The 22,836-nt window shown below is 69.8% G+C and carries 17 protein-coding genes; 8 read left to right on the forward strand and 9 right to left on the reverse strand.

Translation table 11 applies throughout. From position 1 onward, the window contains the following. Nucleotides 1–112: 112 nt before the first annotated feature. The 3 genes from LZ199_RS07925 (at nucleotide 113) to LZ199_RS07935 (ending at nucleotide 3,203) form a co-directional block, all read left to right on the forward strand. The gene (locus LZ199_RS07925) at nucleotides 113–1,237 is read left to right on the forward strand and encodes an isoaspartyl peptidase/L-asparaginase family protein (RefSeq protein ID WP_253993043.1); all 1,125 of its coding nucleotides are present in this window, start codon (nucleotides 113–115) and stop codon (nucleotides 1,235–1,237) included. A 130-nt stretch (nucleotides 1,238–1,367) separates the two neighbouring features. Further along, on the forward strand, nucleotides 1,368–1,745 hold the full coding sequence (locus LZ199_RS07930) for a hypothetical protein (RefSeq protein WP_253993044.1): 378 nt from the start codon (nucleotides 1,368–1,370) through the stop codon (nucleotides 1,743–1,745). Nucleotides 1,746–1,829: 84 nt separating this feature from the next. Further along, a complete protein-coding gene (locus LZ199_RS07935) occupies nucleotides 1,830–3,203 on the forward strand; it encodes an alpha/beta hydrolase family protein (RefSeq protein WP_253993045.1) in 1,374 nt (457 codons plus the stop codon). A gap of 461 nt (nucleotides 3,204–3,664) precedes the next feature. On the opposite strand, the gene LZ199_RS07940 is transcribed toward LZ199_RS07935, so the two are convergent. The 7 genes from LZ199_RS07940 to LZ199_RS07970 form a co-directional block, all read right to left on the reverse strand. Then, complete coding sequence (locus LZ199_RS07940) at nucleotides 3,665–4,219, reverse strand: DUF2867 domain-containing protein (RefSeq protein WP_253993046.1); 555 nt, start codon at nucleotides 4,217–4,219, stop codon at nucleotides 3,665–3,667. A 144-nt stretch (nucleotides 4,220–4,363) separates the two neighbouring features. Next, entirely contained in the window at nucleotides 4,364–6,556 is a 2,193-nt protein-coding gene (locus LZ199_RS07945; RefSeq protein ID WP_253993047.1) for a PQQ-dependent sugar dehydrogenase, read from the reverse strand. Nucleotides 6,557–6,888: 332 nt separating this feature from the next. Then, nucleotides 6,889–7,959, reverse strand: a complete 1,071-nt coding sequence (locus tag LZ199_RS07950) for a hypothetical protein (protein WP_253993048.1) — start codon at nucleotides 7,957–7,959, stop codon at nucleotides 6,889–6,891. Between the two features lie 179 nt (nucleotides 7,960–8,138). Then, the gene (locus tag LZ199_RS07955; RefSeq protein WP_253993049.1) at nucleotides 8,139–11,918 is read right to left on the reverse strand and encodes a tetratricopeptide repeat protein; all 3,780 of its coding nucleotides are present in this window, start codon (nucleotides 11,916–11,918) and stop codon (nucleotides 8,139–8,141) included. Between the two features lie 85 nt (nucleotides 11,919–12,003). After that, nucleotides 12,004–13,962, reverse strand: a complete 1,959-nt coding sequence (locus LZ199_RS07960; RefSeq protein WP_253993050.1) for a serine/threonine-protein kinase — start codon at nucleotides 13,960–13,962, stop codon at nucleotides 12,004–12,006. Between the two features lie 118 nt (nucleotides 13,963–14,080). Continuing rightward, complete coding sequence (locus LZ199_RS07965; RefSeq protein ID WP_253993051.1) at nucleotides 14,081–14,671, reverse strand: GAF domain-containing protein; 591 nt, start codon at nucleotides 14,669–14,671, stop codon at nucleotides 14,081–14,083. 301 nt (nucleotides 14,672–14,972) lie between these two features. Continuing rightward, the gene (locus LZ199_RS07970) at nucleotides 14,973–15,233 is read right to left on the reverse strand and encodes a hypothetical protein (RefSeq protein WP_253993052.1); all 261 of its coding nucleotides are present in this window, start codon (nucleotides 15,231–15,233) and stop codon (nucleotides 14,973–14,975) included. Between the two features lie 302 nt (nucleotides 15,234–15,535). Between LZ199_RS07970 and LZ199_RS07975 the strand changes: the two genes are divergently transcribed. The 3 genes from LZ199_RS07975 to LZ199_RS07985 are packed head-to-tail and all read left to right on the forward strand — an operon-like array spanning nucleotide 15,536 to nucleotide 18,802. After that, nucleotides 15,536–15,988, forward strand: coding sequence for a hypothetical protein (locus LZ199_RS07975; protein WP_253993053.1), 453 nt, complete (start codon nucleotides 15,536–15,538; stop codon nucleotides 15,986–15,988). A gap of 49 nt (nucleotides 15,989–16,037) precedes the next feature. Beyond that, a complete protein-coding gene (locus tag LZ199_RS07980; protein ID WP_253993394.1) occupies nucleotides 16,038–17,471 on the forward strand; it encodes a sensor histidine kinase in 1,434 nt (477 codons plus the stop codon). After that, nucleotides 17,468–18,802 (forward strand): sigma-54-dependent transcriptional regulator, encoded by a 1,335-nt coding sequence (locus LZ199_RS07985; RefSeq protein WP_253993054.1) that lies wholly within the window; start codon nucleotides 17,468–17,470, stop codon nucleotides 18,800–18,802. The genes LZ199_RS07980 and LZ199_RS07985 overlap by 4 nt, the downstream gene beginning before the upstream one ends. 27 nt (nucleotides 18,803–18,829) lie before the next feature. Here LZ199_RS07985 and LZ199_RS07990 read toward each other — a convergent pair whose 3' ends face one another. Beyond that, nucleotides 18,830–19,048, reverse strand: coding sequence for a hypothetical protein (locus LZ199_RS07990; RefSeq protein ID WP_253993055.1), 219 nt, complete (start codon nucleotides 19,046–19,048; stop codon nucleotides 18,830–18,832). 323 nt (nucleotides 19,049–19,371) lie between these two features. On the opposite strand from LZ199_RS07990, the gene LZ199_RS07995 reads away from it, so the two are divergent. Further along, nucleotides 19,372–20,628: a C39 family peptidase gene (locus LZ199_RS07995; protein ID WP_253993056.1), complete on the forward strand. Its 1,257-nt coding sequence runs from the start codon at nucleotides 19,372–19,374 to the stop codon at nucleotides 20,626–20,628. Between the two features lie 62 nt (nucleotides 20,629–20,690). On the opposite strand, the gene LZ199_RS08000 is transcribed toward LZ199_RS07995, so the two are convergent. Then, on the reverse strand, nucleotides 20,691–21,608 hold the full coding sequence (locus tag LZ199_RS08000; RefSeq protein ID WP_253993057.1) for an SDR family oxidoreductase: 918 nt from the start codon (nucleotides 21,606–21,608) through the stop codon (nucleotides 20,691–20,693). A gap of 76 nt (nucleotides 21,609–21,684) precedes the next feature. Here LZ199_RS08000 and LZ199_RS08005 point away from each other — a divergent pair, with 76 nt between their 5' ends. Then, nucleotides 21,685–22,314: a TetR family transcriptional regulator gene (locus tag LZ199_RS08005; RefSeq protein ID WP_253993058.1), complete on the forward strand. Its 630-nt coding sequence runs from the start codon at nucleotides 21,685–21,687 to the stop codon at nucleotides 22,312–22,314. Nucleotides 22,315–22,836: the final 522 nt, after the last annotated feature.

Genomic DNA, 22,836 nt, shown 5'->3' on the forward strand with positions numbered 1-22,836 from the left:
GTCGTTGTGCCTCCCTGGTCGCCGTGCTACCGACCCGACACCCTGGCCGGGACTCGGGGTGTTGATGCCACACACGCTTCGTCTCCCAGTCGCCGCCGCTGGAGGTCGCCGAATGTTCGCTTCGCTCCCTTCTCTTCCCCGGAGCCTCGTCGCGGGGACCGCGCTGCTCCTCATCCCCATGGGCTGCACCAGCACGGAGTCATCGCGCGTCGATGACGCCCGGCTCACGCAGGAGGGCTCCGCCGCGCGCAAGCCCCGCTGGGGAATGGTCATCCACGGAGGCGCGGGAGTCATCTCGCGGGAGAACCTCTCCCCGGAGCGCGAGGCCCAGGTCCGCGCAGTGCTCCAGCAGGCACTCCAGGCCGGCCACGCGGTGCTGGCCCAGGGCGGCAGCAGCCTGGACGCGGTGACGGCGGCCATCCGCATCCTGGAGGACTCGCCCCACTTCAACGCGGGCAAGGGCGCGGTCTTCACCCATGACGGCGTCAACGAGCTGGATGCGGCCATCATGGACGGGACGACGCGCGCGGCGGGCGCGGTGGCGGGCCTGCGTCACGTGAAGAACCCCATCGAGCTGGCGCGCAAGGTGATGGAGAAGTCGCCGCATGTGATGATGATTGGCGAAGGCGCGGAGTCCTTCGCGAAGGCCCAGGGCGTGGAGCTGGTCGACGCGAAGTACTTCTTCACGGAGGAGCGGTGGCAGAGCCTCCAGCGCGCGCTGGAGAAGGAGCGCGCCGCGCCCGTGCCGGGACAGCCCTCGTCGTCGCTGAGCCCGGGGGGGGACCCGGTGACGGGCGACCACAAGTTCGGCACCGTGGGCGCGGTGGCGCTGGACCAGGCCGGCAACCTCGCGGCGGGGACGTCCACCGGAGGCATGACGAACAAGCGCTACGGCCGCGTGGGCGACGCGCCCATCATCGGCGCCGGCACCTACGCGGACCCGCGCTGCGCGGTCTCCGCCACCGGCCACGGTGAGTTCTTCATCCGCTACACGGTGGCGCGCGACATCTGCGCGCGCGTCGAGTACCAGGAGCTCCCGCTGCCCGAGGCCGCCAACGTCGTCGTCAATGACGTGCTGGTGAAGGCCGGAGGCGAGGGCGGGGTCATCGCCATGGACCGTGAAGGCAACGTGGCCATGCCTTTCAACTCAGCGGGCATGTACCGGGGTTACGTGGGTCAGGACGGCCTGCCGCACGTGGCCATCTTCAAGGACCCGGAGTCCCCCGCGGCGAAGTAGGCCCCATTGTCGGTCAGAGTGGGTGCGTGACGGAGGGGAATGTCTGGATTGCAATAGAATTGCTCCTGTAGGCTGTGTCTGGGATGGCGCACTGCCGCGCGTTCCCCTTCCAGTCGAAAGGAGCATCCGCATGCTGTCACCTCGCAAGTGCCTGCCGTGGACTGTCGTCGCCCTTCTGGCCCTCTTCGTCGGAGTCTTCTCCGCGCAGCCCGCCCGCGCTGAATCCACCGAGGAAGCCGTCTGCCTCGGCGATGAGCAGACGGCGGACCCCGGCGCTGCCCTCATCTGCAATCAGTCCTTCTGTGCCGATGAGGACCATTGCTGGGCCGCGTGTCCGTCCGCGCAGTCGGTGGCTTGCATTGGCGGTATCTGCCGTTACACGCAGCAGCCAGGGGGTGGCGGAGGCGGTCCCTCCTGCCCCATGAGCTTCTGCTCCGACGACTTCCATTGCTCGTGCAAGGAAGCCCAGGGCTACTGCGGCACCGACAACATCTGTCACTACGACTGAAGCGTTGAGCGTCGGTTGTCCGGTCCGCGACGGAAAAGTCGCGGACCCCTTTCAGAAAATCCCCCGCACGGTGTCTTGGGGCACATGCGCACTTCTCGATGGCTGTTCCTCGCCTGTGCCCTGCTGGGCTGCTCCGCCGCCGCTTCTGACGCCAAGGGCGTGGCCCCCGATGCGCCGTCCGAGCTGGCGAATCCCACGCTGTCGGTGACGGTGCTGGGCTCCGGGCAGGCGGAGGCCGGAGGTCAGGTCTGGCAGTACCACCTGCTGCGGCTCCAGGAGGCCGGCAAGGCCGCCACCTATGCCCAGTGGTTCCCGCCCCGGAACCCGGGCCTCTGGCCCACGATGATGCTCACCCGTCCCTATGACGGAATCACGTGGACGGGCGAAGTAGTGGACCAGAAGTGGGCCCTGCGAGGGCCCGGCGTCCATCCCGACGACAGCGAGCCCCACCACCACGCGGGCTCGTCCTCCATCGCCTTCTCCATCAGCTCGCCCGAGTTCATCACCGCCGAGTCGTTCTTCTACCTGTTCCACGAGTTCGGCGTGCTCAACGTCTTCGGTCGCTTCTACGCGGGGGGCGACATCCAGAATGACCGGGACGACATGCACGCGGGCATGCGCTTCCTCGCGCAGGCCCCCGGTGTGGACCGCTCGCGGGTGGGTGTCCATGGCGGCTCATGGGGTGGCTTCGAGGCGCTCTACGCCGCGGCCGATGCTCCGGCGGAGGTCCGGCCCAAGGTGGGCGTCGCGCTCTTCCCGCTGTCCGACTTCGCGCGCCAGTACGACTACCTCACGTCCGTCATCCCCTCGCGCGTGACGAACCCGGTGGTGCGCAACCAGTACGCCGCCTTCTTCGAGCCCTACCTGCGCCGCATCAACGCCACCACGGGGGGGGCTCCAGGCACGCCGGGGGCGGACTACAGCCGGTGGACGCGTGAGCACCTGGCGCCGAAGCTGACGACGCCGTTCCTCGTCATCCACGAGGACTGGGACACGCTCGTTCCCGTGGAGCAGACGCAGACACTGGCCTCCCTGGTCGGCCCCAGCCTGACGGCGGTGTACCTGCGGCACCTGAACGCGCCGGACTGGAACACGCGCGGGCTGGACCATGGACTGCTGGTGGGCCAGTACGGCCACTCGGTCAACACGTTGACGCTGGGGCACCTGCTGACGAACCTGGGCGGCCCTTCCCAGATTCTCTTCGTCCCCTTCGTGCAGGACAACCTGGTGACCTGGCTGTGGGAGGTGCGCATCCTCCAGTACTTCGGCCAGGACATGTCCGCCGTGGCCCCCCTGCTGCGCGAGCTGGCGGATCCGCGTGTGGTGTTCTTCGAGCTCACCACGGGCAACGTCATCCTCGGCGCGGAGTGGGTGGCCATCTCGGTGAACGGCCTCTGGGGAACGCAGTACACGGCCGCCAACATCCGCGAGGCGCTGTCCGCCGGACTGCCTCCCTGAGGGGCGCGTGCGCAATCGAACTGCTTCTATATGCTGCGTGGCACCCGTGCGCGCTCGCGTCCGGGCCTGCCCGCCGTGAAAAGGAGCATTCCCATGACGTTTCTTCGGTTGCCCGAATCGTGGAGCACCGTGGCCTGCCTTGTCCTCGCGACGCTGGTCCTCTCCGTGAGCCCCTCCCATGCGGAGTCGAGCAGTGAAGCCGTCTGCGAAGAGGACATTCGACAGGCGGAGGCGGGCGGAGGCTGGTGTTACCAGGCGGATTGCACCTGGGAGGGTGACTGTTGGAACTCGTGTCCCGCCGCGCGGAGCGTGGTCTGCAACAGCAGCAACGTCTGCGAATACGTCCTGCCAGGCGGTGGTGGGGGCGGCGGTGGTCCCACGTGCCCGGCGATGGACTGCATCCCGAACGAGCCGTGCGGCTGCGATGGCCATTGGGGCTTCTGCGGCGAAGACAACAAATGTTACTTCTGAGCCGCTGGGGCGCTTGAGGGGGGCGTGGAGCCGCGCGGTCCAGCCGCGGCTCGCGCCATGGCGCCGACGACCAGGTGATGGAAGGGCCGGATGACGTTGAAGTACACCGGCCCCGCCCAGTTCCGATAGCGCACCACCGTCACGACGTGGAAGCGACGCGGAAGGGCGGGGCCGGGCTCCACCGTGACAGCGAGGACCGCATCCAGGTGTGAGTCCTCCGCGCCCACCACCCACGCCCGTTCCTCCTCCGCGTGGCGCACCGTGAAGAAGGCGGCCGTTTCTCCCGGGCTCATGGGCACCTCCTCCGCGCGCAGGCGCCGGGCCCGGGGCACGCCGACCTGCCGCAGGCCGAGCAGTCGGACGAAGACTCCGCGCACCCTGAACAGGGCGGTCACCCAGGCGGGCTGGTACGACATCAGCCGGGCGACGAACTCGCGCAGGGACGCCTCCGACTCCACCGTCTTCACGTCCACATGGTGGGCGCCCTCCAGGAACCCGGGCGGCACACCGGGCACCTTCACGGACTTCTCCGTCTTCACTCGCATGCGCGGACTCCCCACTGCCATTCGGGACCGCATGTCCATCCGGCACCGGATGGAGCATGCGTAACGCCGGGTGCGCCCCAGAAGCCAGTTTTGGGTCCGCCAGACTTCGAGTTCCCCCGGGCCGAAGGGGGTCTGGAGATGGCGTCAGGGGGCCCGCGGCCCGATGATTTCGCCGGGGGCGTCCGGAGGGCCTGGCGACTCGGGGGGCGTGGAGGTGTCGTCGAGTTCCTCCGGCGGAGCCGTGTCGACCTGTCCGGCGGCGGTGCCCTCGAAGGTGGCGACGAGGCTGGAATTGGTGGCCGGGGTCAGATAGCCGTGGACCCTCGCGCCGCCGTCGGACCAGGAGGACCACACCTGCCAGACGCCCTGGCTGTCGAACTGCGGAGGAGCGGCGACGTTGAGCGTGTAGCGCTCCCAGGACTTGATGGTGACGGGGGTGAGGAAGCTGGTGCCGTTGACCTCCAGCCTCAGGCCCGAGGGAATCGAGGTCATTACCACGTCGACGATGCGAGGCAGCACATTGCGCGACACCGTGGTGGTCCTGCCCCGGTAGTCCGTCGCGATGAGCAGCACCTCCACGTAGTTCGTGGTCACCGCCGGCAGGTCTTCGGGTGAGGGTGCGGTGAGGATGATGTTGTTGCCGGTGGTGGCCGTCATCAGCGGATGGGTGTGCTCGTTGTGGTGCAGCAGGGCATGCCAGGTGAGCTGGCTGTCCGGCAGCGGGCCGTCCTCGGCGTCGGTGGCGCTGCCCGTCAGCACCAGGGACTGTCCCACGCGGAAGCGCAGGCTCGTCGAGGGAGAGGAGATGGTGACCGAGGGGGCGGTGTTGCCCGAGTCGATGCGGATGGTGGCCGACCGGCTGGACATGGCCCCTCGCGAGTCCCGAACCCTGAGCGTGGCGAAGAAGGTGCCGTTGCGGGTGTAGGCGTGGCGCGTGGTGGCGGAAGGGGTCTGCGTTTCGGTGGTGCCATCCCCGAAGTTCCAGAAGTACGTCAGCGAGTCACCGTCCGGATCACTGCTGGCGCTGCCGTTGAAGTCGACGGTCAGCGGGAACGCGCCCTGGGTGGGAAACGCGGAGACGGCGGCCAGGGGCAGGCGATTGCTCGTGTCGGTGTATGTGATTCGACGGACCTCACCGCCCCTCGCGTACGTCGTGTAGTAGAGCGCCTGCCGGGTGCCGGCGGGACCGAAGCGCAGCGTCACCGCGGAGCTGTTGCCCAGGCCGGTGGCGAACTGGCTCACCGTCACGACGCCTCCCGAGGTGCGCGTCAGCTTGAACATCTTTCCGCAGACGTAGTCGCTGAAGAAGTACGCGTTGTCATCCGCGGGGGCCCACGCCCCGGGAGGCGCGAAGGTGCCACCGGTGATGGAGTTGCACCCCTGGAAGGGTGAGCTCGAGGGATTGGTGCCGTGCTTGTAGTCGAAGATGGGGTTGGTCATCCCCGCCGGAGGAGGCTGGCAACTGGTGGTGGAGTTGTTGGCGCAGTGTCCCTCGCGCGTGTTCCAGCCGTAGTCCGCGCCCAGGATTCCCTCGTTGATTTCCTCCCAGACACCCTGGCCCACGTCGTTGATGAAGAAGTTGCTGGTGCCGGGCCTCATGGCGAAGCGGAACGGGTTGCGCAGGCCGGTGGCGAAAATCTCCTGGCAGGGCCCGGTGCCCGGAGGCACTCCCGCCGGCTGGGTGCAGCGGCGGCTGCCAGGAGTCGCCGCGAAGGGGTTGTCCGGCGGGATGAGGCCATTCTTGCGGACGCGGAGAATCTTCCCCAGCGGCACGTCCAGGCGGCGCGCGGTGGTGTTCTGGCCCGCGCAGCGGCTCGGGTTCCCCAACTGGCAGCCTCCGTCACCCACGCTGACGTAGAGATACCCGTTCGAGCCGAAGTGGAGGTCGCCGCCGTTGTGATTGCCCCCCGTGGAGGGGATGTTGTCCAGCAGGACAAGCTCGCTGGCCGGGTCCACCCTGTTCGCGTCCGACAGCGTGAAGCGCGAGACGCGGTTGACGGGCACGTTGGAGACGTTCGACGTGCAGGAGTTGAACTTGTTGAACGTGTAGTAGAGGAAGATGTGGCGGGTGGTGGCGAACACCGGGTCCACCGCGATGCCCAGGAGGCCGCGCTCGGAGTTGGAGCACACCTTGGAGGCGAGGTTCAGCGCCGGCGTCGGCAGCAGGGCGCCTCCGGCGAAGACGCGGAGCTGGCCCGGTTGGGTGGTGATGAGTATCCGCCCATCCGGCGTGAAGCCGACCGAGGTGGGCTGGGGGACAGGCGTTACCAGCACGTCGGAGTAGCCAGCCGGAAGGGTGATGGCGGCGCTCCCGGAGCCAAGGTCCTCCGGCGCCATGGCCTCTTCTTCCGGAGCGGCACAAGCAGCGCTCAGCAAGAGCAGGGGGAGGAATTGCGTGAACAGACGGGGTCAGGACATCATGGGAACTCCAGAAAAATTGAAAGCGCCCTGGCTTTGTCTGGTTGCCTTTCTCTTGGCGAGGATTGTCTTTGGCGTTGTGCGCGGTCGGACAGCGCAAGCTCGGCGCGCCCGGCTGTCTGTCCAATGGTGCCCAGGGACGACAGCCTTTCGCCGCGAGGACTGTCCTGTGCGCGCGATTGCCAGATGCAACAACGGCGGAGGCCTTGGGGGCCCCCGCCGTCGATGTCCAGCTCCCGCTTCGACTTCAATCAGTGGTGGCGGTCGCCCCGGCCCCGGCCCCGGCCATGGTTGCCGCCGCCCACGGGCGTCGCGTCATGGGTGCGCGAGCGGTTGCTGGGGGCGGCGCGCCAGCGGTCATTGCGGCCCCCTCCGGACGGCGAGCCCTTCCAGCGGTCATCGCGGTGGGAGCGGTCGCGGTAGCGGTCATTGCGGTCGTGGTGGCTGGGGGGCGACGCGACGCGGTTGCGCCAGTAGCTGTTGTAGGTCGGCGAGCGCCAGACGCGGTCATGCCGGTAGTAGTGCCCGGAGGTCCGCCACGGGCGGTGGTAGTAGTAGCGGACGGCGGGCGCGCGGTACCACGTGTGGGCGAAGTAGTTGGGGTGGCCCCAGCCCACGGTGACGCGCGCGTGGCGGAAGACGGGGATGGTGACGTGCACGGAGCCGCGCGGGGCCCAGCCGCCGCCGACGAAGTGCCACGACAGTCCGCGCTGCACCCAGCGGGGCGAGACGAAGACCAGGTCCGCGCGCGGCGGCGCGGCCCACGTGCCATCCACCCAGTCCCAGGCGTTGCCGGACCAGTACCAGTAGCCGGGCTCCCAGGTGAGGTTGGAGGCGGGCGCGGCCGGGCGGACCTCCTGGCGCGGCGGGGGAGGGGCCTGCTGGGTGGAGAGGGCCTCCGAGGACACGGCGATGGGAATCTCCACCTCCGTCGAGCCCTGGCGCGCCCAGCCACCGGAGACCCAGTACCAGTTGCCCCGGTCCTCTTCCCAATAGCCGTTGACGAACTGGTAGCCCGTCATGGGGGCCACCCAGGTGCCGGGGTTGAAGCGCCACTCACCGCCGTCCCAGTACCAGTGTCCGGAGGCCCACACCGCGCCGGCATAGGGCCGCCGTGACGGGCGCTCGGTGGGCAGCGACGGAGGCGGCTGGGGGGCCATGGGCGCCAGCTCCTCGTCGGAGTCCTCGTCGTAGTCGCCGTTGGCGTACTCGCGGCCGTCGTCGGAATACCCCGGGTCCTCCGAGGGCACCGGGGCCGTCTGCGCCTGAACCACCGGGGCCGACAGCAGGGCCACCATCCAGAGCCAGCTTCGAGGACTCATGACGTCTTCTCCTGTTGAAAATGCCATCCCCCTCACGAGGGACTTCGATGGGCCTTCAGACGCGAGAGGGCCTCCCGTATTCAACCCGGGAGGCCCTCTGAAGTCGCCAGTCATCGGTGGGACGACGGGAGGCCAGGCAGGCGACGGAGCGCCCCTCCCGCCGGTCCACCCCGTCGCGCCTACGGCTTCACGAGGAACATCTCGCGCGTCTGGATGAGGTCCACGTCGCCGGTGAAGCCGGAGAACTGCTCGTACTGACGCGGGGAGACGCGCGCGCGGGGCAGGCGCAGGGACTCGGTGATGGTGAGCGTGGAGCCCTCCTGCTTCTCCGTGCGGGTGAAGTGGCCGAACGGGTTCTTCACGTCGAGCGCCGGCTGCGGGTCCGGCAGCTTCCAGCCGGAGGGCAGGGCCACCGTCACCTGCGTGTTGCTGGCCTCCGTGTTGTCGATGTAGAGCGGCGTGCGACGCGAGCTGAGCTGCACGTAGCGTCGGCCGAGCTGCGCGGGGAAGGTGAGGGGCCCCAGCGCCATGCGCTTGTCGGCCTCCAGCCGCCCGAAGCGCGGCACGGTGAACTCGTAGCGCAGCACGAAGGGCGCCCCCACCGCGTCCTCGTGGTCCAGCTTCACGCTCGACAGCGCCGCGCCGGCGAAATACCGCGCCACCGCGCCCTGGAGCGCCTGGTTGCGGTTCTCCGCGGAGAGCTGGTTGAAGGCCTCGGAGAGCTGCGCCGCCTCGAACCCCAGGTACGTCTCCTCGCCCTTTCCGGTGAGCTTGCCCTCCGCGTCGAGCGACAGCGTCAACCGCACCTGCTTGCCCACGGACTCCTTCACCTGGGGCGTCTTCACCACCTCCAGCGGGCGGCCCGGCTCCGGCAGCAGGTACGCGTCACGCCCGCCCATGGCGAACTCGGGCAGCTCGCCGAAGGGGCCGAAGCGCACCGACGTGTCCACCCACACCGGCTCTGAGCCCGGCACCTCCACGCGCAGCGCCGCGTACGGCAGCAGGCTGTCATTGGGGAAGAGGTAGTCGTTGGGGTCCACGTTGAAGGTGCGCACCGCCGCCACGCGCGAGGGGATGCCCAGCTCCTCCAGGCCCGCCTTCATCATCGTCAGCCGGCTGCCGCGGTCCTGCGCCACCGTGGACGCCGCGGACTGGCCCAGCCCGTTGTCCCGTCCGGAGAAGCGCTGCATCACCGCCGCGTGCAGCGCCTTCACCGCGTCCAGGCCCTGCTTGCCCTGGGTGGCCTTGCGCGTGAAGTCGACGACTTCCGCCGTGCGCAGCCAGCGGTCCTGGAAGGCGTCGCCATAGACGCGAATCAGGCCCTCGTTGCCCGTGGCGCCCGCGCCCACCATGACGAAGGGCAGGTACTCGTTGCCGGAGGGAGGGGAGTCCGGCTCGGGGATGAACGGCGGCACGCGGCGCGCCTCGTAGTGGAAGACCTCCTCGTCGCCCTTCACCGTCGGCGCGGGCGCCTTCATCCCGTGCGCGTCCACCTTCATGCCGGAGCCCTTGGGCGCCACCACCGTGTACGTGGTCCACGCGTTGGGCTGGTTGGCGATTTGAAAATAGAAGGCGGACGCCGTGAAGCCCGGCTGCGCGGGGCCGCGCGGGCTCTCCGCCAACAGGTATTCGACCTCCACGCTGTCACCCACCTGCACGCCGGGCAGGCTCACCGTGTCCTTGCCTTCGATGTTCTCCGGCTCCAGCACGCGCCCGTCCGCCTTCAGCGTGCGCAGCGCCAGCACCTGAGCGCCGCGCGGCACGTTCACCTCCGCGATTTCCTGCACGCCCGACTGCTCCAGCGCCCGCTGGATGGTGTGGATGCGGTTGATGATGCTGCCGTCCGGGTACACGCGCACCGCCGCGGCATCCAGGACGAACACGGCCGCGCCGCCGGTGACGGGCTCCGCGTCATAGGCGCGCATCGCCTCGCGGCCGTCGATGGCGTGCTCCTGGAGCAGCTCCTTGCCCGTCTTCGCGCGCTCCACCGCGCGGCGCAGCGACAGGTCATCGCCCTCCAGCGCCAGCGCCTTCTCGCGCAGCGCGAGCGCCTCCGCCTTCTGTCCCGCGTACTCGCGCACGTCCGCCATGCGCTTGAGCAGCTCCGCGTTGCGCGGCCACGTCACCGTCAGCGCCTGGAGCACCGCCACCGCCTCGTCGTGGCGGCGCAGCCCCACGTACAGGGTGGCCAGCGACGTGCCCGCGCTCACGCTGGTGGGGTCGCGGGCGAGCATCTCCGCGTAGGCGCGCGCGGCCGTCTCCAAGTCCCCGCGCGTGCGCGCATGGTCGGCCCGCCGCGCCTGGACGCCGGGGCAGTTCTGCTGCGCCTCCACCAGCGAGTCGGAGCGCTCCACCGCGTCGCGGCGCCGCGCCAGGTTGTACTGCAGGCCCAGCGCCTCGCAGAGGTTCGGCTGGATTTGCAGCGCCGCCGCCAGCGACTCCTCCGCCAGCGCGTCCACGTCCAGCGTCAGCGCCGCGCGAGCGCGCATCAGGAACAGCGGGAAGCCCGGGGGCTGCACGGCCTCGCTCGCCGTCTTCAGCGTCTCCAGCGCGGAGGCCGCCTGGCCGTCGTCCATGAAGAGGTCCGCGCGCAGCAGCAGCGCGGCCACGTTGCCCGGGTCCTTGGGCAGGAGCGCCTCCAAGTCCCGGGTGGCCCGGCCGCGCGCCACCTTGGCGGGCACCGTGCGGTCCGCCGCCGCGATTTCCGCGCGCAGCGACAGGAGCGCGGGCGTGGTGGCCTCCACTTCCGCCATCAGCCGGCGCGCCCCGTCCGCGTCGCGCGACAGCCCGTCACGCGCCGCCAGCACGGTGGACAGCAGGTCTCCGGCCTCGCCGGCCAGCGCGTCCTTCAGGCTCTGCGTCGTGGGGTACACGCCCGTGGCCTCGGACGTCTTCGGCGCGCTGCCCCACGTCCCGGGGGCCGCGCCCGCGGCGGCGGTGAAGCGCACGTTGGCGGGCTTGCCGTCGGCGCGCATCAGCGAGAAGGACAGCACGCCGGAGGTCGCCCCCTTGAGCATGCGGGCGATGAAGCGGTGCTTGCCCGCGGGCAGCTCCACGGCGCGGGTGGTGATGGTGCTGGTGGCGCGCTCCCAACCCCGTCGCTCCAGGAGCGGCGCGCCGTCCACGAGGACCTGGTGCGTCGCGGCGCTCACCGAGCGCGCCACGTAGCGGGCCGCCTCGGGGACTTCCGCGTCGAAGGCCATGAGGTAGACGTCTCCCTCGCCGGGCTCGCCGGCCAGGTCCAGCCGTCCGTCCGGCGCCAGCAGCTTGCGCGGCGTCATCGTTCCGAAGGCGCCGGTGAAGGGGCCCGCGAGCGAGCCGCTCTGCTTCGCCGGGAAGGCCTCGTCCCAGGACAGGACGTGGAAGGCGGAGAGGGGACCCACGAGCGTCGCCTCGGACACGCCGCCCAGCTCGCGCAGCACCGCGTCGCGCGCCTGGGTGTCTCCGCGCGCCACGGCGACGGACAGCCGCGCGCCGCGCAGGAGGTAGGCCGTCTCTCCGGTGGCGCCCGCGGCGAGCGCCTGCCGCGCGGCCTTCAGGATGGCGTCATCCAGCGGCGGCGCGGTGCCCACGGTGTCCAGCGCGTAGCGCGCGGCGATGAGGGCCAGCGGGTGGGTGGGCGCGCGCGTCACCAGCTCCAGCGCGGCGGTGAGGGCCCGGTCCGGACGTCCCGCGCGGCGCGCGAGCAGGTGCTGGCCGATGAGCGCGTACGGGTCCCCGGGGTCCTTGGCGATGGCCGCGTCGAAGCGCTGCTGCGCCTGGACGGAGTCCCCTTCGAGCAGGTGCGCATGGAAGCCGGCGAACGCGAGCGTGCGCGCCTCGTCCGTACCGGACCGGGCTTTCTCCGCGGCGGACTCCAGCACGCGGGGCGCGGCGCTGGTGGAGGGTGAGGAGTGCGAGCAGCCCGAGAGGCCGGCGACGAGGGCGAGCGCGGTCAGGCCGCGGCGGAAGGTGCGCATAGGAGGGTCGAGGGATAATGCAATCCCCCGTCACTGGCCATATTCCCCTGCGAGTCTCTGTCCGCTTCGAGCGCTCGGACGGGGGCTAGCGGCGCTTTCCGTTCTTCGGCGCGGGCCTGGCGGGCTGCTTCTTGGGGGGAGGGGGCGGCGCCTTCTTGGGCACCACCGCCTTGGCGGGCACCGCGACGGCCACCGTCTTCACGGGCGGGGGCAGCGGGGTGGGCACCGGGGCCGTGGTCCCCCCGGGCGGAGACTGCTTCACCACGTAGGTGATGCCGGAGATGCGGCAGATGGCATCCAGACAGCCGAAGCCGGGGAAGGGCGCGTCACCGAACTGCTCCACCCAGCCGGTGCCGAGCACCAACGGCTCGAAGAGGACCCGGCGGGCCTTGCCGGTGCCCATGAAGGCCTCCAGCCGGCCCTCGGCGTCCACTGTCAGCTCCAGTGCCACCGGCTCCACCTTGGGCGACTCCGCGTCGGGCGCCGTCGGGTCCGCCTTGGGCGACTCCGCGCCGGGCGCCACCGGGTCCGCCTTGGGCTTGGGGGCCTCCATGCCGAGCATCGTGCCCCGGCGCTCGCCCAGGTCCCACTCCAGGCGCAAGGGCTCTCCCACGCCGTTGTGCACCAGCGCCACGTAACGGCCGGAAGTCCCCGTCAGCAACATCGCCACGGAGGGCGAGGGCAAGGGCTGGTACAGCTTCATCATGTCGCCCAGGCGGCGATCCCACGTGGGTGGCGGTGCCTCCGCGAGCAGCCTGGCCTTCAGGCTGAGGATGTCTCCGTCCCGGTTCGTGACGTCCACGCGCACGCGGCCCACGGGCTCGTCGTCCTGCCAGGGGAACACGAGCGACTTGTCCTCGAAGCTCACGGCCCTGCCGGTGGAGAGGATGCTCTGGGCGTCCGGCCCCTCACCCAAGGTCAGGCTTCGGTGCGCGGGACTGGTCTGCACATCTGAGGGAGCGGACTGCTTGGTCTTCTCCTTCAGGGTGAGTTCCATGATGGCGGCGCCCGGTGAGCGGGGCGTCTTGCGCTCGTCGTTCCGTTCGCGCCGTTCGCGCTCGCCGCTCAGATAGAACGCGGTGCCCAGCACGAAGCTCGCCGCCAACACCATCAACACCGCGGCGGCCTGCGCGGTGAAGCGCACCACCTTGCTCACGCCCGCCTTGATGCGCTGCACGCGCGTGAGCTTCACCGGCAGCATCGACGGCAGGCTGCCGGGGACGAGCAGCTCCAGGTCCGCGATGAGCGCCGTCACCGACGGGTAGCGGTCATCCGGGTCCGGCTTGAGACACCGGGTGACGATGGCGTCCAGGCGCCGGTCCAATCCCGGCTTGCGCTGGGACGGAGGGTCGAACGTGCCCATCGGCACTTCGCCGGTGAGCCACTCGTAGAGGATGACGCCCAGCGAGAAGATGTCCGCGCGCGCGTCCGCGTTCTTCGCGTCCACCCGCTGCTCCGGCGCCATGTACGACAGCGTGCCCATGGACACGTGCGTGGACGTCAGCGCGTAGCGCGAGGAGGGGCTGGCGTCCTCCAGGAACGAGGCGAGCCCGAAGTCGGACACCTTGGCGATGCCGCCGGCCTGCTGGTCCAGCAGGATGTTCTCCGGCTTCAAGTCCCGGTGGATGACGCCGCGGCCGTGCGCGTACTCAATCGCCCGGCAGATTTCGAGCATCCGCCGCAGCGCGCCGAAGACGTCGAACTGGGGCGCGCGGATCAACTCGCGCAGCGACGGCCCGTCCACGAACTCCATCACCAGGTAGTAGGTGACGTCCGTCTTCCCCTTGTCGACGATGGAGACGACGTTGGGGTGGCTCAGGGCGGCGAGGGCCGCGGCTTCCTTCTGGAAGCGCGCGATGAAGGACGGGTCCTTGGCCAGCTCGGCGTTGAGCAGCTTCACCGCGACCGTGCGGCCCAGCGACAGCTGGGTGGCCTTGTGGACCTCACCCATGCCTCCTGTGCCCACGAGCTTTTCGAGGCGGTAACCGCTGATGAGATCCGGGGAACGGGTCCGGCTGATCGCCGTCGGGTCAATGGAGGACATGGCGGTAGGGCAGGGGGCCGCCAGGGTAACAGAAACGCTCGGCGGAGGTGTCCACGCGCGAGGGTGGGGGTCGCCGGTGCCCGGGCTGCCCGGCGACCAGGGGAGCGACTTCGGACCTTCAGTGCCCCGAAGCGGGCGTGCGACCCACGGCCGCGCGGAGGCTGTTGCGGACCTGATCCAACGACGAGCGCATCTGCCCGTGGCGCACCGACGCCGCCACCGCCCGTGCCAGCGACTTCAGGAGCGACACCTCTTCGGGCTTCCACGCCCGGGCGATGCGGCAGTCCTCGAAGACCGCCACGCCCCACCACTGCTGCCGCGAGGGGTTGATGGGGCACAGCAGGATGGACTGCGTCCCCTGGCGCTCCAGCAGGTCCCTCATCATCGGAGGCGCGTCGCGGGTGGGGCATGCCACCACCATTCCCGCCTCCAGCATGTCCACCCAGCCCGGCGCGAAGTCCCGGAACGAGAACGCGCGCAGCACCGGATTGGCCAGCGCCGACGCGGTGGGCGGCTCCGCCCAGGCGTAGCGCAGGTCCGTGACGAACCGGCCATACGTCTGCGCCGTGCGGTTCTCGAAGATGTACGCCCGGTCCACGCCCAGCGCATGGCCCACCATCCCCAGGGACTCGACGCCGGTGCTGGGACCGAGCCCCTTCTCCAGCAAGAGCTTCGAGGCTTCCGACACCTTCGAGAAGGCTTCCACCATGGGGTGACTCCAGGAAAAGACGAATTGCAACGGGTTCCGCAAGTATCCGGAACGGACTGTCATCCTCTGAAGTCACATTAAGCGCGATTACTGTGTTTCTGTCAAATCCCAGGTTTACTGAAAGTCAAGAGTTCGTGCCGCTGACAATGACCCAGGCGGGGTGTAAGTGACACAGGTGCTTTTCCGAGCAGGCGGCGCCAGCCGCGAAGTGTCCGGGGCAGGACAGACCCCTAAAATGCCACGAGGGCGCCCCCTTGGAAGGGCGCCCTCGTGTGGATTCCTCGAAACGAGGAAGTCGAGACTACTTGGTCTCGGCGGCCGTCTCGGCCTTGGGGGCCTTCTTGGCCTTCTTGCCGGCCTTCGCGGGCTTGGCCTCGGCGGCGGGCTTGGCCTCGGCGGCAGGAGCCTCGGCGGCGACGGGCGCCTCGGCGGCGGGAGCCGGCTGCGCGGCGGGGGCGGCGGCGGCCGGCTTGGCCTCGGCGGCAGGGGCGGCGGCGGGAGCCGGGGTGTTGGCAAACGCGGTGGCGGCGGCGAGCAGGGCGGCGGCGAACACGGTCTTCATGGAAAGCTCCGTTGAGGGGGCACGACGCGAGATTGCGCCGTATCAGCGAGCGGACGCTTGAGCAGCACGCGTGCCAGCGGCCTCCTCAGAGTGAGGCGCTGCGCGAGCGCGGCGAAGGTTGGGGAGAAACTCCTCAGTTGAAGCTCCAACATTGGGGGCTTGCTCCCCAGACAAGCGCTTGTCGCTTTGACGACACCGGGGCACTTGAGCAAGCTGCGTGCGCGCTCCCGGCTGGGAAGCGCGAGCCCGTGGCGGCTCGTCGTCGCGAATCTCTCGCGACCGCGGCGCGGGAGAGACGGTGTATGCGGTTCCTGTGGTGCGCGACTGCGGCGGTGGCGTGGCTGGCGACGGGGTGCGCGCGAATCACGCCTGAGCGCCTGGAGGCGCAGGTCCAGGAAACGATGCGCTGGCAGCGCGAGTACCAGCTGGAGCGGGAGCGCTCCGAAGCGGTGGCGGTGAGGCTGGCGGCGCTGGAGGCGACCATCGAGCGACTGGTGGGTGAGCGCGCGGAGGTGGAGCAGGGCCGCGTGGCGCTCCTGGAGGAGCTGGTGCGCACGGAGGCGGACCGGCACGCGCTGGAGGAGCACAACACGCAGCTGCTCGCGCGTGAGCGGGAGCTGAACGAGCTGCGGGAGATGCACGAGCAGCTCTCCGACGTCTTCTATGAGTCCGCGCTGGAGCGGGCGCGGCGGCGGTTGCCGTCGGCGCGGCAGCCGGACGCCTCCGTGGCGGGCGACGGGACGGCGGTGCCTTGACGGAAGCGTGGGTCCTCGGGGCCCGTGCCTCCGTGGTAGAGGTCGGACCCTGGTGAGCTCCCGTACGTCCATTCGCGGTTATCGCGCAGGCTTCTTCTTCGTGGTGGCCCTGCTGTCGGCCGTCACGGCCTTCACGTTGTGGACGGAGGTCCGCACGAGCGCGCAGGTGGATGTGCTGGTGCAGGAGGCGCTCGAGCGCGCCAGCCTCATCGGCCGCATCCGCGTGGACGCGCTGTCGCTGGAGTCGGCCATCGAGGCGCACATCCGCGCCACGGACGACGCCGAGCGCAAGGCGGCGGACGTGGTGATGGAGGAGATTCTCACCGACATCCGCTTCGCCTCGGAGGCGTACACGCGCAACCTGCCGCCGGGAGACAAGGCGGCGTGGGAGCGCTTCAACGCGGCCTGCCAGGGGCTGGCGGACCAGGTGCGCGCGGCGGCGGTCTTCTCCCAGCGGCGGGAAGCGGACCGCGCGCGCCGGCATCTGGCCGAGCGCATCCGCCCGGTGGCCGCGCAGCTCGACGCGTTGGGTGGCTCGCTGTCGGAGGAGAACGCGAACGAGGCGCGGAGCCTGGTGGGGAAGCTGGCGGACCTGCGAGTGCGCAATACGGCCCTGGGCGCGGGCACCACGCTGCTGGCGATGCTGCTGTCGATGCTGGTGGGGTGGCACATCACCTCGCTGCTCAAACGCCAGGAGACGACGATTCAGGGCCAGCTCGAGGAGCTGGGCCGGCACAACCAGGAGCTGGATGCCTTCACGCGGCGCGTGGCGCATGACCTCATCAGTCCGCTGGCGCCGCTCAAGGGCTACCTGACGCTCATCCGTCGCACGGGCGGGGTGAAGGACGCGGGCGCGCTGGAGATGCTGGCGCAGTGCGAGTCCAGCGCGGTGCGCATGGGTGAGCTGATTGAAGCCCTGCTGCGCTTCTGTCGCGCGGGCACGCGCGGGGAGCGCACCGTGGGCGAGCTGGACACGGCGGTGACGACGGTGTTGCTGGAGGTGGCGCAGACGGCGGCGGCGCAGGGCGTGGCGCTGGAGCGGACGCTTCAAGCGGGCGTCGCGGTGGACTGCCCGGGGCAGCTGCTGCAAGTCACGGCGCGCAACCTCCTGACGAACGCGGTGAAGTACACGGCGGGGCGGCCGGAGCCTCGGGTGACGGTGAGCGTCTCCACGGAAGGGACGGACGCGGTGCTGGAGGTGGTGGACAACGGCATCGGCATGGGGCCTGGAACGATGGCCTCGCTGTTCCAGCCGTTCTTCCGCGCGCCGGAGGTCCGCTCCTTGCCGGGGCATGGGTTGGGCATGGCCACCACGAAGCGCGTGGTGGAGGCGCATGGCGGGACGTTGACGGTGCGCTCGGAAGAAGGGAAGGGCACGCGCGTGGTGGTGCGCTTCGCGCGGGTGACGCGGCCGACGGTGGGGAGCACCGTCGAGTCCGCGGAGTCGTCTACTGCTTCCGGAATCCGCAAGGTGGCCTCGTGAGTCCTTCCCGCATCCTCGTCGTGGACGATGACCCTCAGGCGAGGGATTTGCTCCAGCGGCTCTTGGGGCCGCTGGGCACGGTGTCGCAGGCGGCGCACCCGAAGGCGGCGCAGGAGAAGCTGGCGGAGGGCTCGTTCGACCTGGTGCTGACGGACATGGCCATGCCCGAGCCCGGGGATGGCCTCAAGGTGTTGCAGGAGGTGAAGGCGCACCTTCCGGACACGCCGGTGATTGTGGTGACGGCGTTCGGCAACATCGAGGGCGCGCTGGACAGCATCCAACTGGGCGCCTTCGACTACCTGGCCAAGCCCTTCGACGTGGACGCGATTCTGCGCGTGGCGCGGCGGGCGCTGGAGCAGAAGCGGCTGGTGGAGGAGAACCGCTCGCTGCGTCAGCAGGTGGACCGCAGCGCGCTGGTGGGGCGCAGCCCGGCGTTGCTGGAGGTGTACAAGCAGGTGGCCCGCGCGGCGGCGAGCAACGTGCCGGTGTTGATTACGGGGGAGACGGGCACGGGCAAGGAGATGGTGGCGCGGGCGCTGCACAGGCGCTCGCCGCGCTCCTCCGGTCCGTTCATCCCCGTGGACTGCGGCGCCATCACCGAGTCGCTGATGGAGAGCGAGCTGTTCGGCCACGCGAAGGGCAGCTTCACGGGCGCGTCTGGCGCGCGGCGGGGTGTGTTCGAGGAGGCGAACGGCGGCACGCTGTTCCTCGACGAGATTGGCGACGTGGGGATGAAGGTGCAGTCGCAGCTCCTGCGGGTGTTGCAGGAGGGCGAGATTCGGCGCGTGGGAGAGAGCGTGCCGGTGAAGGTGGACGCGCGCGTCGTCGCGGCGACGAACCGGGACTTGAAGGAGCGGGTGGCGGAGGGCGTGTTCCGCGAGGACCTGCTGTACCGGCTGGACGTGGTGCACCTGCACCTGCCGCCCCTGCGCGAGCGGCGCGAGGATATCCCCGCGCTGGTGGTGCACTTCGCGTCTCGGCATGCGCGGGGCGGGGTGAGCCCGGTGGTGACGTCGGAGGCGATGTCGCGGCTGACGGCCTATGACTGGCCGGGCAACGTGCGGCAGCTGGAGAACGTGGTGGCGCGGGCGCTGGCGCTCAACGTGACGGGCGTCCTGGGGCCCCAGGACTTCCCGGAGCCGATTGGGGATGCGCCCAAGCGGCTGACGGGGCTCGCGGGTGACATGCCCAGCCTCGCGGAGCTGTCGCGCCGGTATGCGGCGCACGTGCTCCAGGCGGTGGGCGGCAACAAGAGCGAGGCGGCGCGGCTGCTCGATGTGGACCGCAAGACGCTCTACAAACTGCTGGAGGCGACCGAGTCGGAGGCTTGAGCCGCCTCCAGGCGTTGGCTGGCTTTGTCAGTGTTCACGCTTCGCGTACTTGACCGTCTGAAACGTCTTGCAGTGTTTCTTGACGATTTCGCCGAGCTCCTCCTCGGTGGGGTACTGCTTCGACCCGCTGAACTGGCGCAGGTCCGAGATGATGGCGTCGAACTGCTCCTGGGTAGGCTCTTCAGCCGAGAGCCCGTAGTGCTGTCTGAGGTCTCGTTTCATTGAGGCAAACAGGTCGAGAGTCATTTCAGGTCTCCTTTGATTTGAGCGGTGGTGCCAGGCTCTGGGATGGAGTGCGTTTGAGCCGAGCGCCTTGTGTCACTCCCTGGACGAGCGCTGACGGCCGTTGGTGACAACCGGGCTGGTGACGGGGCGAGCTGGCGGCACGAAGCCTGCTTGTCTTCGGGGGGAGCCTGGCCCGTCACGGTTCAGGAGCGAACCCGTCAGTGGGCGCCATTCCGCTGCGCCTGCGAAGGAACGTCGTGGGTGCATGACGTCACTTCGGGGACGTGCGTCATCGATGCGATGCGCCTTGTGCTGAGTGGGGCCTGTTTCGCAGACTCCGGTCCGTGAACGCTCGCTCCCTGTCGACGCTTGCCCTCCTCCTGGCTTCCACGCAGACGGCCTGTGTCTCGCCGCAGAAAGGTCGAGAGGAAGCTCCCACGGGTGAGCCGGGGACCCCGGCGAAGCTGTGGCGTCGCAGCGCGGTGGAACGCGACTTCGAGCGCTTCACGCGCGAGGGCACTTCACTCACCACCGATGGCGCGCTGGTCCTCGACGCGTCGGCGCGGACGGACAGCGTGCCCGTTCCCACGGGACGCAACGAGGACGGCGGTACGCGCTACCACGAGGCGACCTACCGGCTGGGAAGCGCTGTCTCCGAGGTCCAGCTCGTGCCGGGTGGCTTCACCAGCGTGGTGCCGTCGTTCGATGCGCTGACGCCTCCGGGCACGTGGGTGAAGGTGACGCTCGCGGCGCGCATCGAGGGCGCCTGGACGAAGGACTACGAGCTGGGTGTGTGGGCCTTCGACAAGGAGCCCGTGGCCCGGCACAGCGTGGACGGACAGGGCGACGCGGACGGTCAGGTGTACACGGATACGCTCAACCTCAAGCGTCGCGCGGATGCGCTGCGGATGACCGTGTGGCTGTTCTCTTCGCAGCCGGAGGCCACGCCTCGGGTTCGCGCGCTGTCGGCGGCGGTGAGTGACAAGCAGGGTGTCGTCGCGGATGCCACGTCCGACCGGGCGGCCTGGGGCACGGTGCTGGAGGTTCCCGGCCGCTCGCAGATGCTCTATCCCGACGGTGGCCCCGTGTGGTGTTCGCCCACGTCCACGACGATGTTGCTCGGGTACTGGGGACAGAAGCTGGGGCGGCCGGAGCTGACGACGACGGTGCCTTCGTCGGCGGACCGGACCTATGACTGGGTCTACAAGGGCACGGGCAACTGGGCCTTCAACACGGCGTATGCCTCCGCCATCGGCGACGGCGCGCTGCACGGCGCGGTGCTGCGCCTGGATGGCTTCGCGCAGGTGGAGCGCCTCATCGCCGCGGGAATCCCGGTCAGCATCAGCATCGCCTACGACGAAGGGGAGCTCACCGGCTCGCCCGTGCGCAGCTCGGATGGACACCTCATCGTGCTCAAGGGCTTCACGCCCGAAGGCGACGTCGTGTGCAATGACCCCGCGTTCAAGACCGACGAGACGGTGGGGGTGACGTACAAGCGCGACGAGCTCTGGCGCGCGTGGCAGCACTCACGCGGCGCGGCCTATGTGCTCTGGCCCTCGGGGATGGCGTTCCCCGCCGAGGTCATCGGGCTGCTGCGCTGAACCGGCGTCCCGGCTCCGGTCAACGCAGCCGCTCGAGGGATTGGGAGTGCAGCGCTCCCCTGTCACGCTGGGGTCGCGGACTCGAAGTAGTGGCGCTCGGCGAGGTCGGCGAGCAGCCCCGGCTTCGTTGGCTTCCAGCCCAGGAGGTCCCGCGTGTGCGCGCTGGACGTGGGGTTGTCGAGCTGGGTGAAGGCGGAGAGGAAGCCGAGGTACTTGTTCGCGTCCTCGACGGAGACGCTCCTGGCCGGCAGTCCGAGGCCACGGCCGATGGCTTCGGCGATGTCGCGAAAGGGGATGCCCTCCTCGGCGACGCCGTGGATGCGAGAGCCCGCCGGCGCGCCCTCCAGCGCCAGTCGGTAGAGTCTCGCCGCGTCGAGCGTGTGCACCGCCGGCCAGCGGTTGGCGCCGTCCCCGACGTAGGCCGCGAAGCCGTTCTTTCTCGCCATCGTGATGAGCGACGGGACGAAGCCCTGGTGGTCGAGTGAGCTGTGCACCGTCGGCGCGAGGCGGATGACGGAGGACCGGACGCCGCGCTTCCCGAGCGATATCACCGCGTTCTCCGCGTCGATGCGGGGGCCGCCCTCAAGCGCGTCGTGTTCGGTGCCAGGGCGACCGAGCATGGCATGCGCCAGCGCGAGTGTTCCCGCCGTGCCCACGAACGGCTTGCCGGAGCCATGGAGCCCGGCGCTCATCGCTTCGATGGCGTGGAGGTCGGCCGCCACCGCCCCCGCGTAGTCGCCGGTGAAGGCCACGTCATGCTTGAACGCGAGGTGGATGACGCCCTCCGCGGTGGCAGCGGCCTCTCGCAGACCTTCGAGGTCATCGAGGTTGCCTCGCCGCACCTCCGCGCCAATGGACTTCAGCGCGGCGACCGAGGCGTCGGAGCGGGCGAGCCCGACGACCTGGTGCCCGGCCGCGAGCAGCTCGCGAACGACAACGGAACCGATGTGCCCCGATGCACCCGTGACAAAGACGCGCATGTGATTCTCCGATGTCAGAAGCTGACATGAGTCCTAGCACGTGATGTCAGTCGCTGCAATCAGGTACAGTGGTGCCATGGGTCGTTGGGAACCGAACGCGCTCGAACGCCTGCAAGATGCCGCGATGGAGCTGTTCCAGGAGCGCGGGTACGACCGCACGACGGTGGAGGAGATCGCCGCGCGTGCGGGGCTCACCGAGCGGACCTTCTTCCGCTACTTCTCCGACAAGAGAGAGGTGCTGTTCTCGGGCTCAAAGGGCCTGGAGGCGCTCATGGTCAGCACCATCGCCGATGCTCCGAAGGCGATGGCTCCCATCGATGTCGTCGCCGCCGCGCTGGAGGCCACCTCGCCGGGGTTCGAGGAGCGCCGTGCGCACGCATGCAAGCGGCAGCCCCTCATCGTGGCGCACGCGGAGCTTCGGGAGCGTGAGCTCATCAAGCTGGCGTCACTCGCCTCGGCGATGGCGGAGAGCCTCCGAGGGCGCGGCGTCGAGAAGTCCGTGGCCAACCTCGTCGCCGAAGCGGGCATCGCCGTCTTCAAGAGCGCGTTCGAGCGTTGGATCGAGGACACGAAGAAGCACGAGCTCGCGCATCATGTGCGCGTGGCGCTCGCGGAGCTCCGGCTCATCACCGCCGGAGCGAGCGCGGCTTCGTCCACGCCGCCACCGACCAAGGCCCCCCGACGCAGCCGCCCCACCTCCCGGTAGGTCCGAGGAGCGCGGTGCCGAGTGGCGCGGGACGTGTCTCGCGTGAGACATGTCTCGGGGTATCCGGGGCCATACGGGATTCCTCCCGTGCGGGAGTGGGGCCGGGTGCCTCCATTCCGTTGCATGTGACATCCACCGTCAGGACCGCACGGAATACGCACCCACGCGGAGGCGGGCGCAGGCGGCCCCACCTCGGACGACGTTGAGCAAGGGGGCGAGCCCTCGTACCGTGTCATCCACATGCGACGTTGGCTTCAGCTCGCCCTCCTCCTGCCTGGAATCGCCTGCACGCCTTCGTCGAAGACGGAGGACTCCCCCTCTCCCGTAGGTGTAGCGCCGAGCCCGTCCCAGCCCACGACAACCATTCCCTCCGCGCCCTCGAGTGAGGTTCGCGAGGGGGCCGAGCAACAAGGGTCACCGGGACAGGGCGCTCCCGGGATGGCGGAGGCCGCGATGGGAAGTCCCGCGTCTCCCTCGGCGGAGGCACCGACTCCGGGCCTGAATCTGCAAGGGAGTGCGGCG

This window comes from Myxococcus qinghaiensis (assembly GCF_024198215.1).
In the GTDB taxonomy this organism is placed as follows: Bacteria; Myxococcota; Myxococcia; order Myxococcales; family Myxococcaceae; genus Myxococcus; species Myxococcus qinghaiensis.

Excerpts from the sequence above, each read along its gene's own strand:
- LZ199_RS07925 (WP_253993043.1), top strand. The coding sequence starts at position 113 with ATGTTCGCTTCGCTCCCTTCTCTTCCCCGGAGCCTCGTCGCGGGGACC.
- LZ199_RS07990 (WP_253993055.1), bottom strand. The coding sequence starts at position 19,048 with ATGACTCTCGACCTGTTTGCCTCAATGAAACGAGACCTCAGACAGCAC.
- LZ199_RS07955 (WP_253993049.1), bottom strand. The coding sequence starts at position 11,918 with ATGCGCACCTTCCGCCGCGGCCTGACCGCGCTCGCCCTCGTCGCCGGC.
- LZ199_RS08000 (WP_253993057.1), bottom strand. The coding sequence starts at position 21,608 with ATGCGCGTCTTTGTCACGGGTGCATCGGGGCACATCGGTTCCGTTGTC.
- LZ199_RS07975 (WP_253993053.1), top strand. The coding sequence starts at position 15,536 with ATGCGGTTCCTGTGGTGCGCGACTGCGGCGGTGGCGTGGCTGGCGACG.
- LZ199_RS07965 (WP_253993051.1), bottom strand. The coding sequence starts at position 14,671 with ATGGTGGAAGCCTTCTCGAAGGTGTCGGAAGCCTCGAAGCTCTTGCTG.
- LZ199_RS07960 (WP_253993050.1), bottom strand. The coding sequence starts at position 13,962 with ATGTCCTCCATTGACCCGACGGCGATCAGCCGGACCCGTTCCCCGGAT.
- LZ199_RS07945 (WP_253993047.1), bottom strand. The coding sequence starts at position 6,556 with ATGGCGCCGGAGGACCTTGGCTCCGGGAGCGCCGCCATCACCCTTCCG.
- LZ199_RS07970 (WP_253993052.1), bottom strand. The coding sequence starts at position 15,233 with ATGAAGACCGTGTTCGCCGCCGCCCTGCTCGCCGCCGCCACCGCGTTT.
- LZ199_RS07935 (WP_253993045.1), top strand. The coding sequence starts at position 1,830 with ATGCGCACTTCTCGATGGCTGTTCCTCGCCTGTGCCCTGCTGGGCTGC.
- LZ199_RS08005 (WP_253993058.1), top strand. The coding sequence starts at position 21,685 with ATGGGTCGTTGGGAACCGAACGCGCTCGAACGCCTGCAAGATGCCGCG.
- LZ199_RS07940 (WP_253993046.1), bottom strand. The coding sequence starts at position 4,219 with ATGCGAGTGAAGACGGAGAAGTCCGTGAAGGTGCCCGGTGTGCCGCCC.
- LZ199_RS07930 (WP_253993044.1), top strand. The coding sequence starts at position 1,368 with ATGCTGTCACCTCGCAAGTGCCTGCCGTGGACTGTCGTCGCCCTTCTG.
- LZ199_RS07950 (WP_253993048.1), bottom strand. The coding sequence starts at position 7,959 with ATGAGTCCTCGAAGCTGGCTCTGGATGGTGGCCCTGCTGTCGGCCCCG.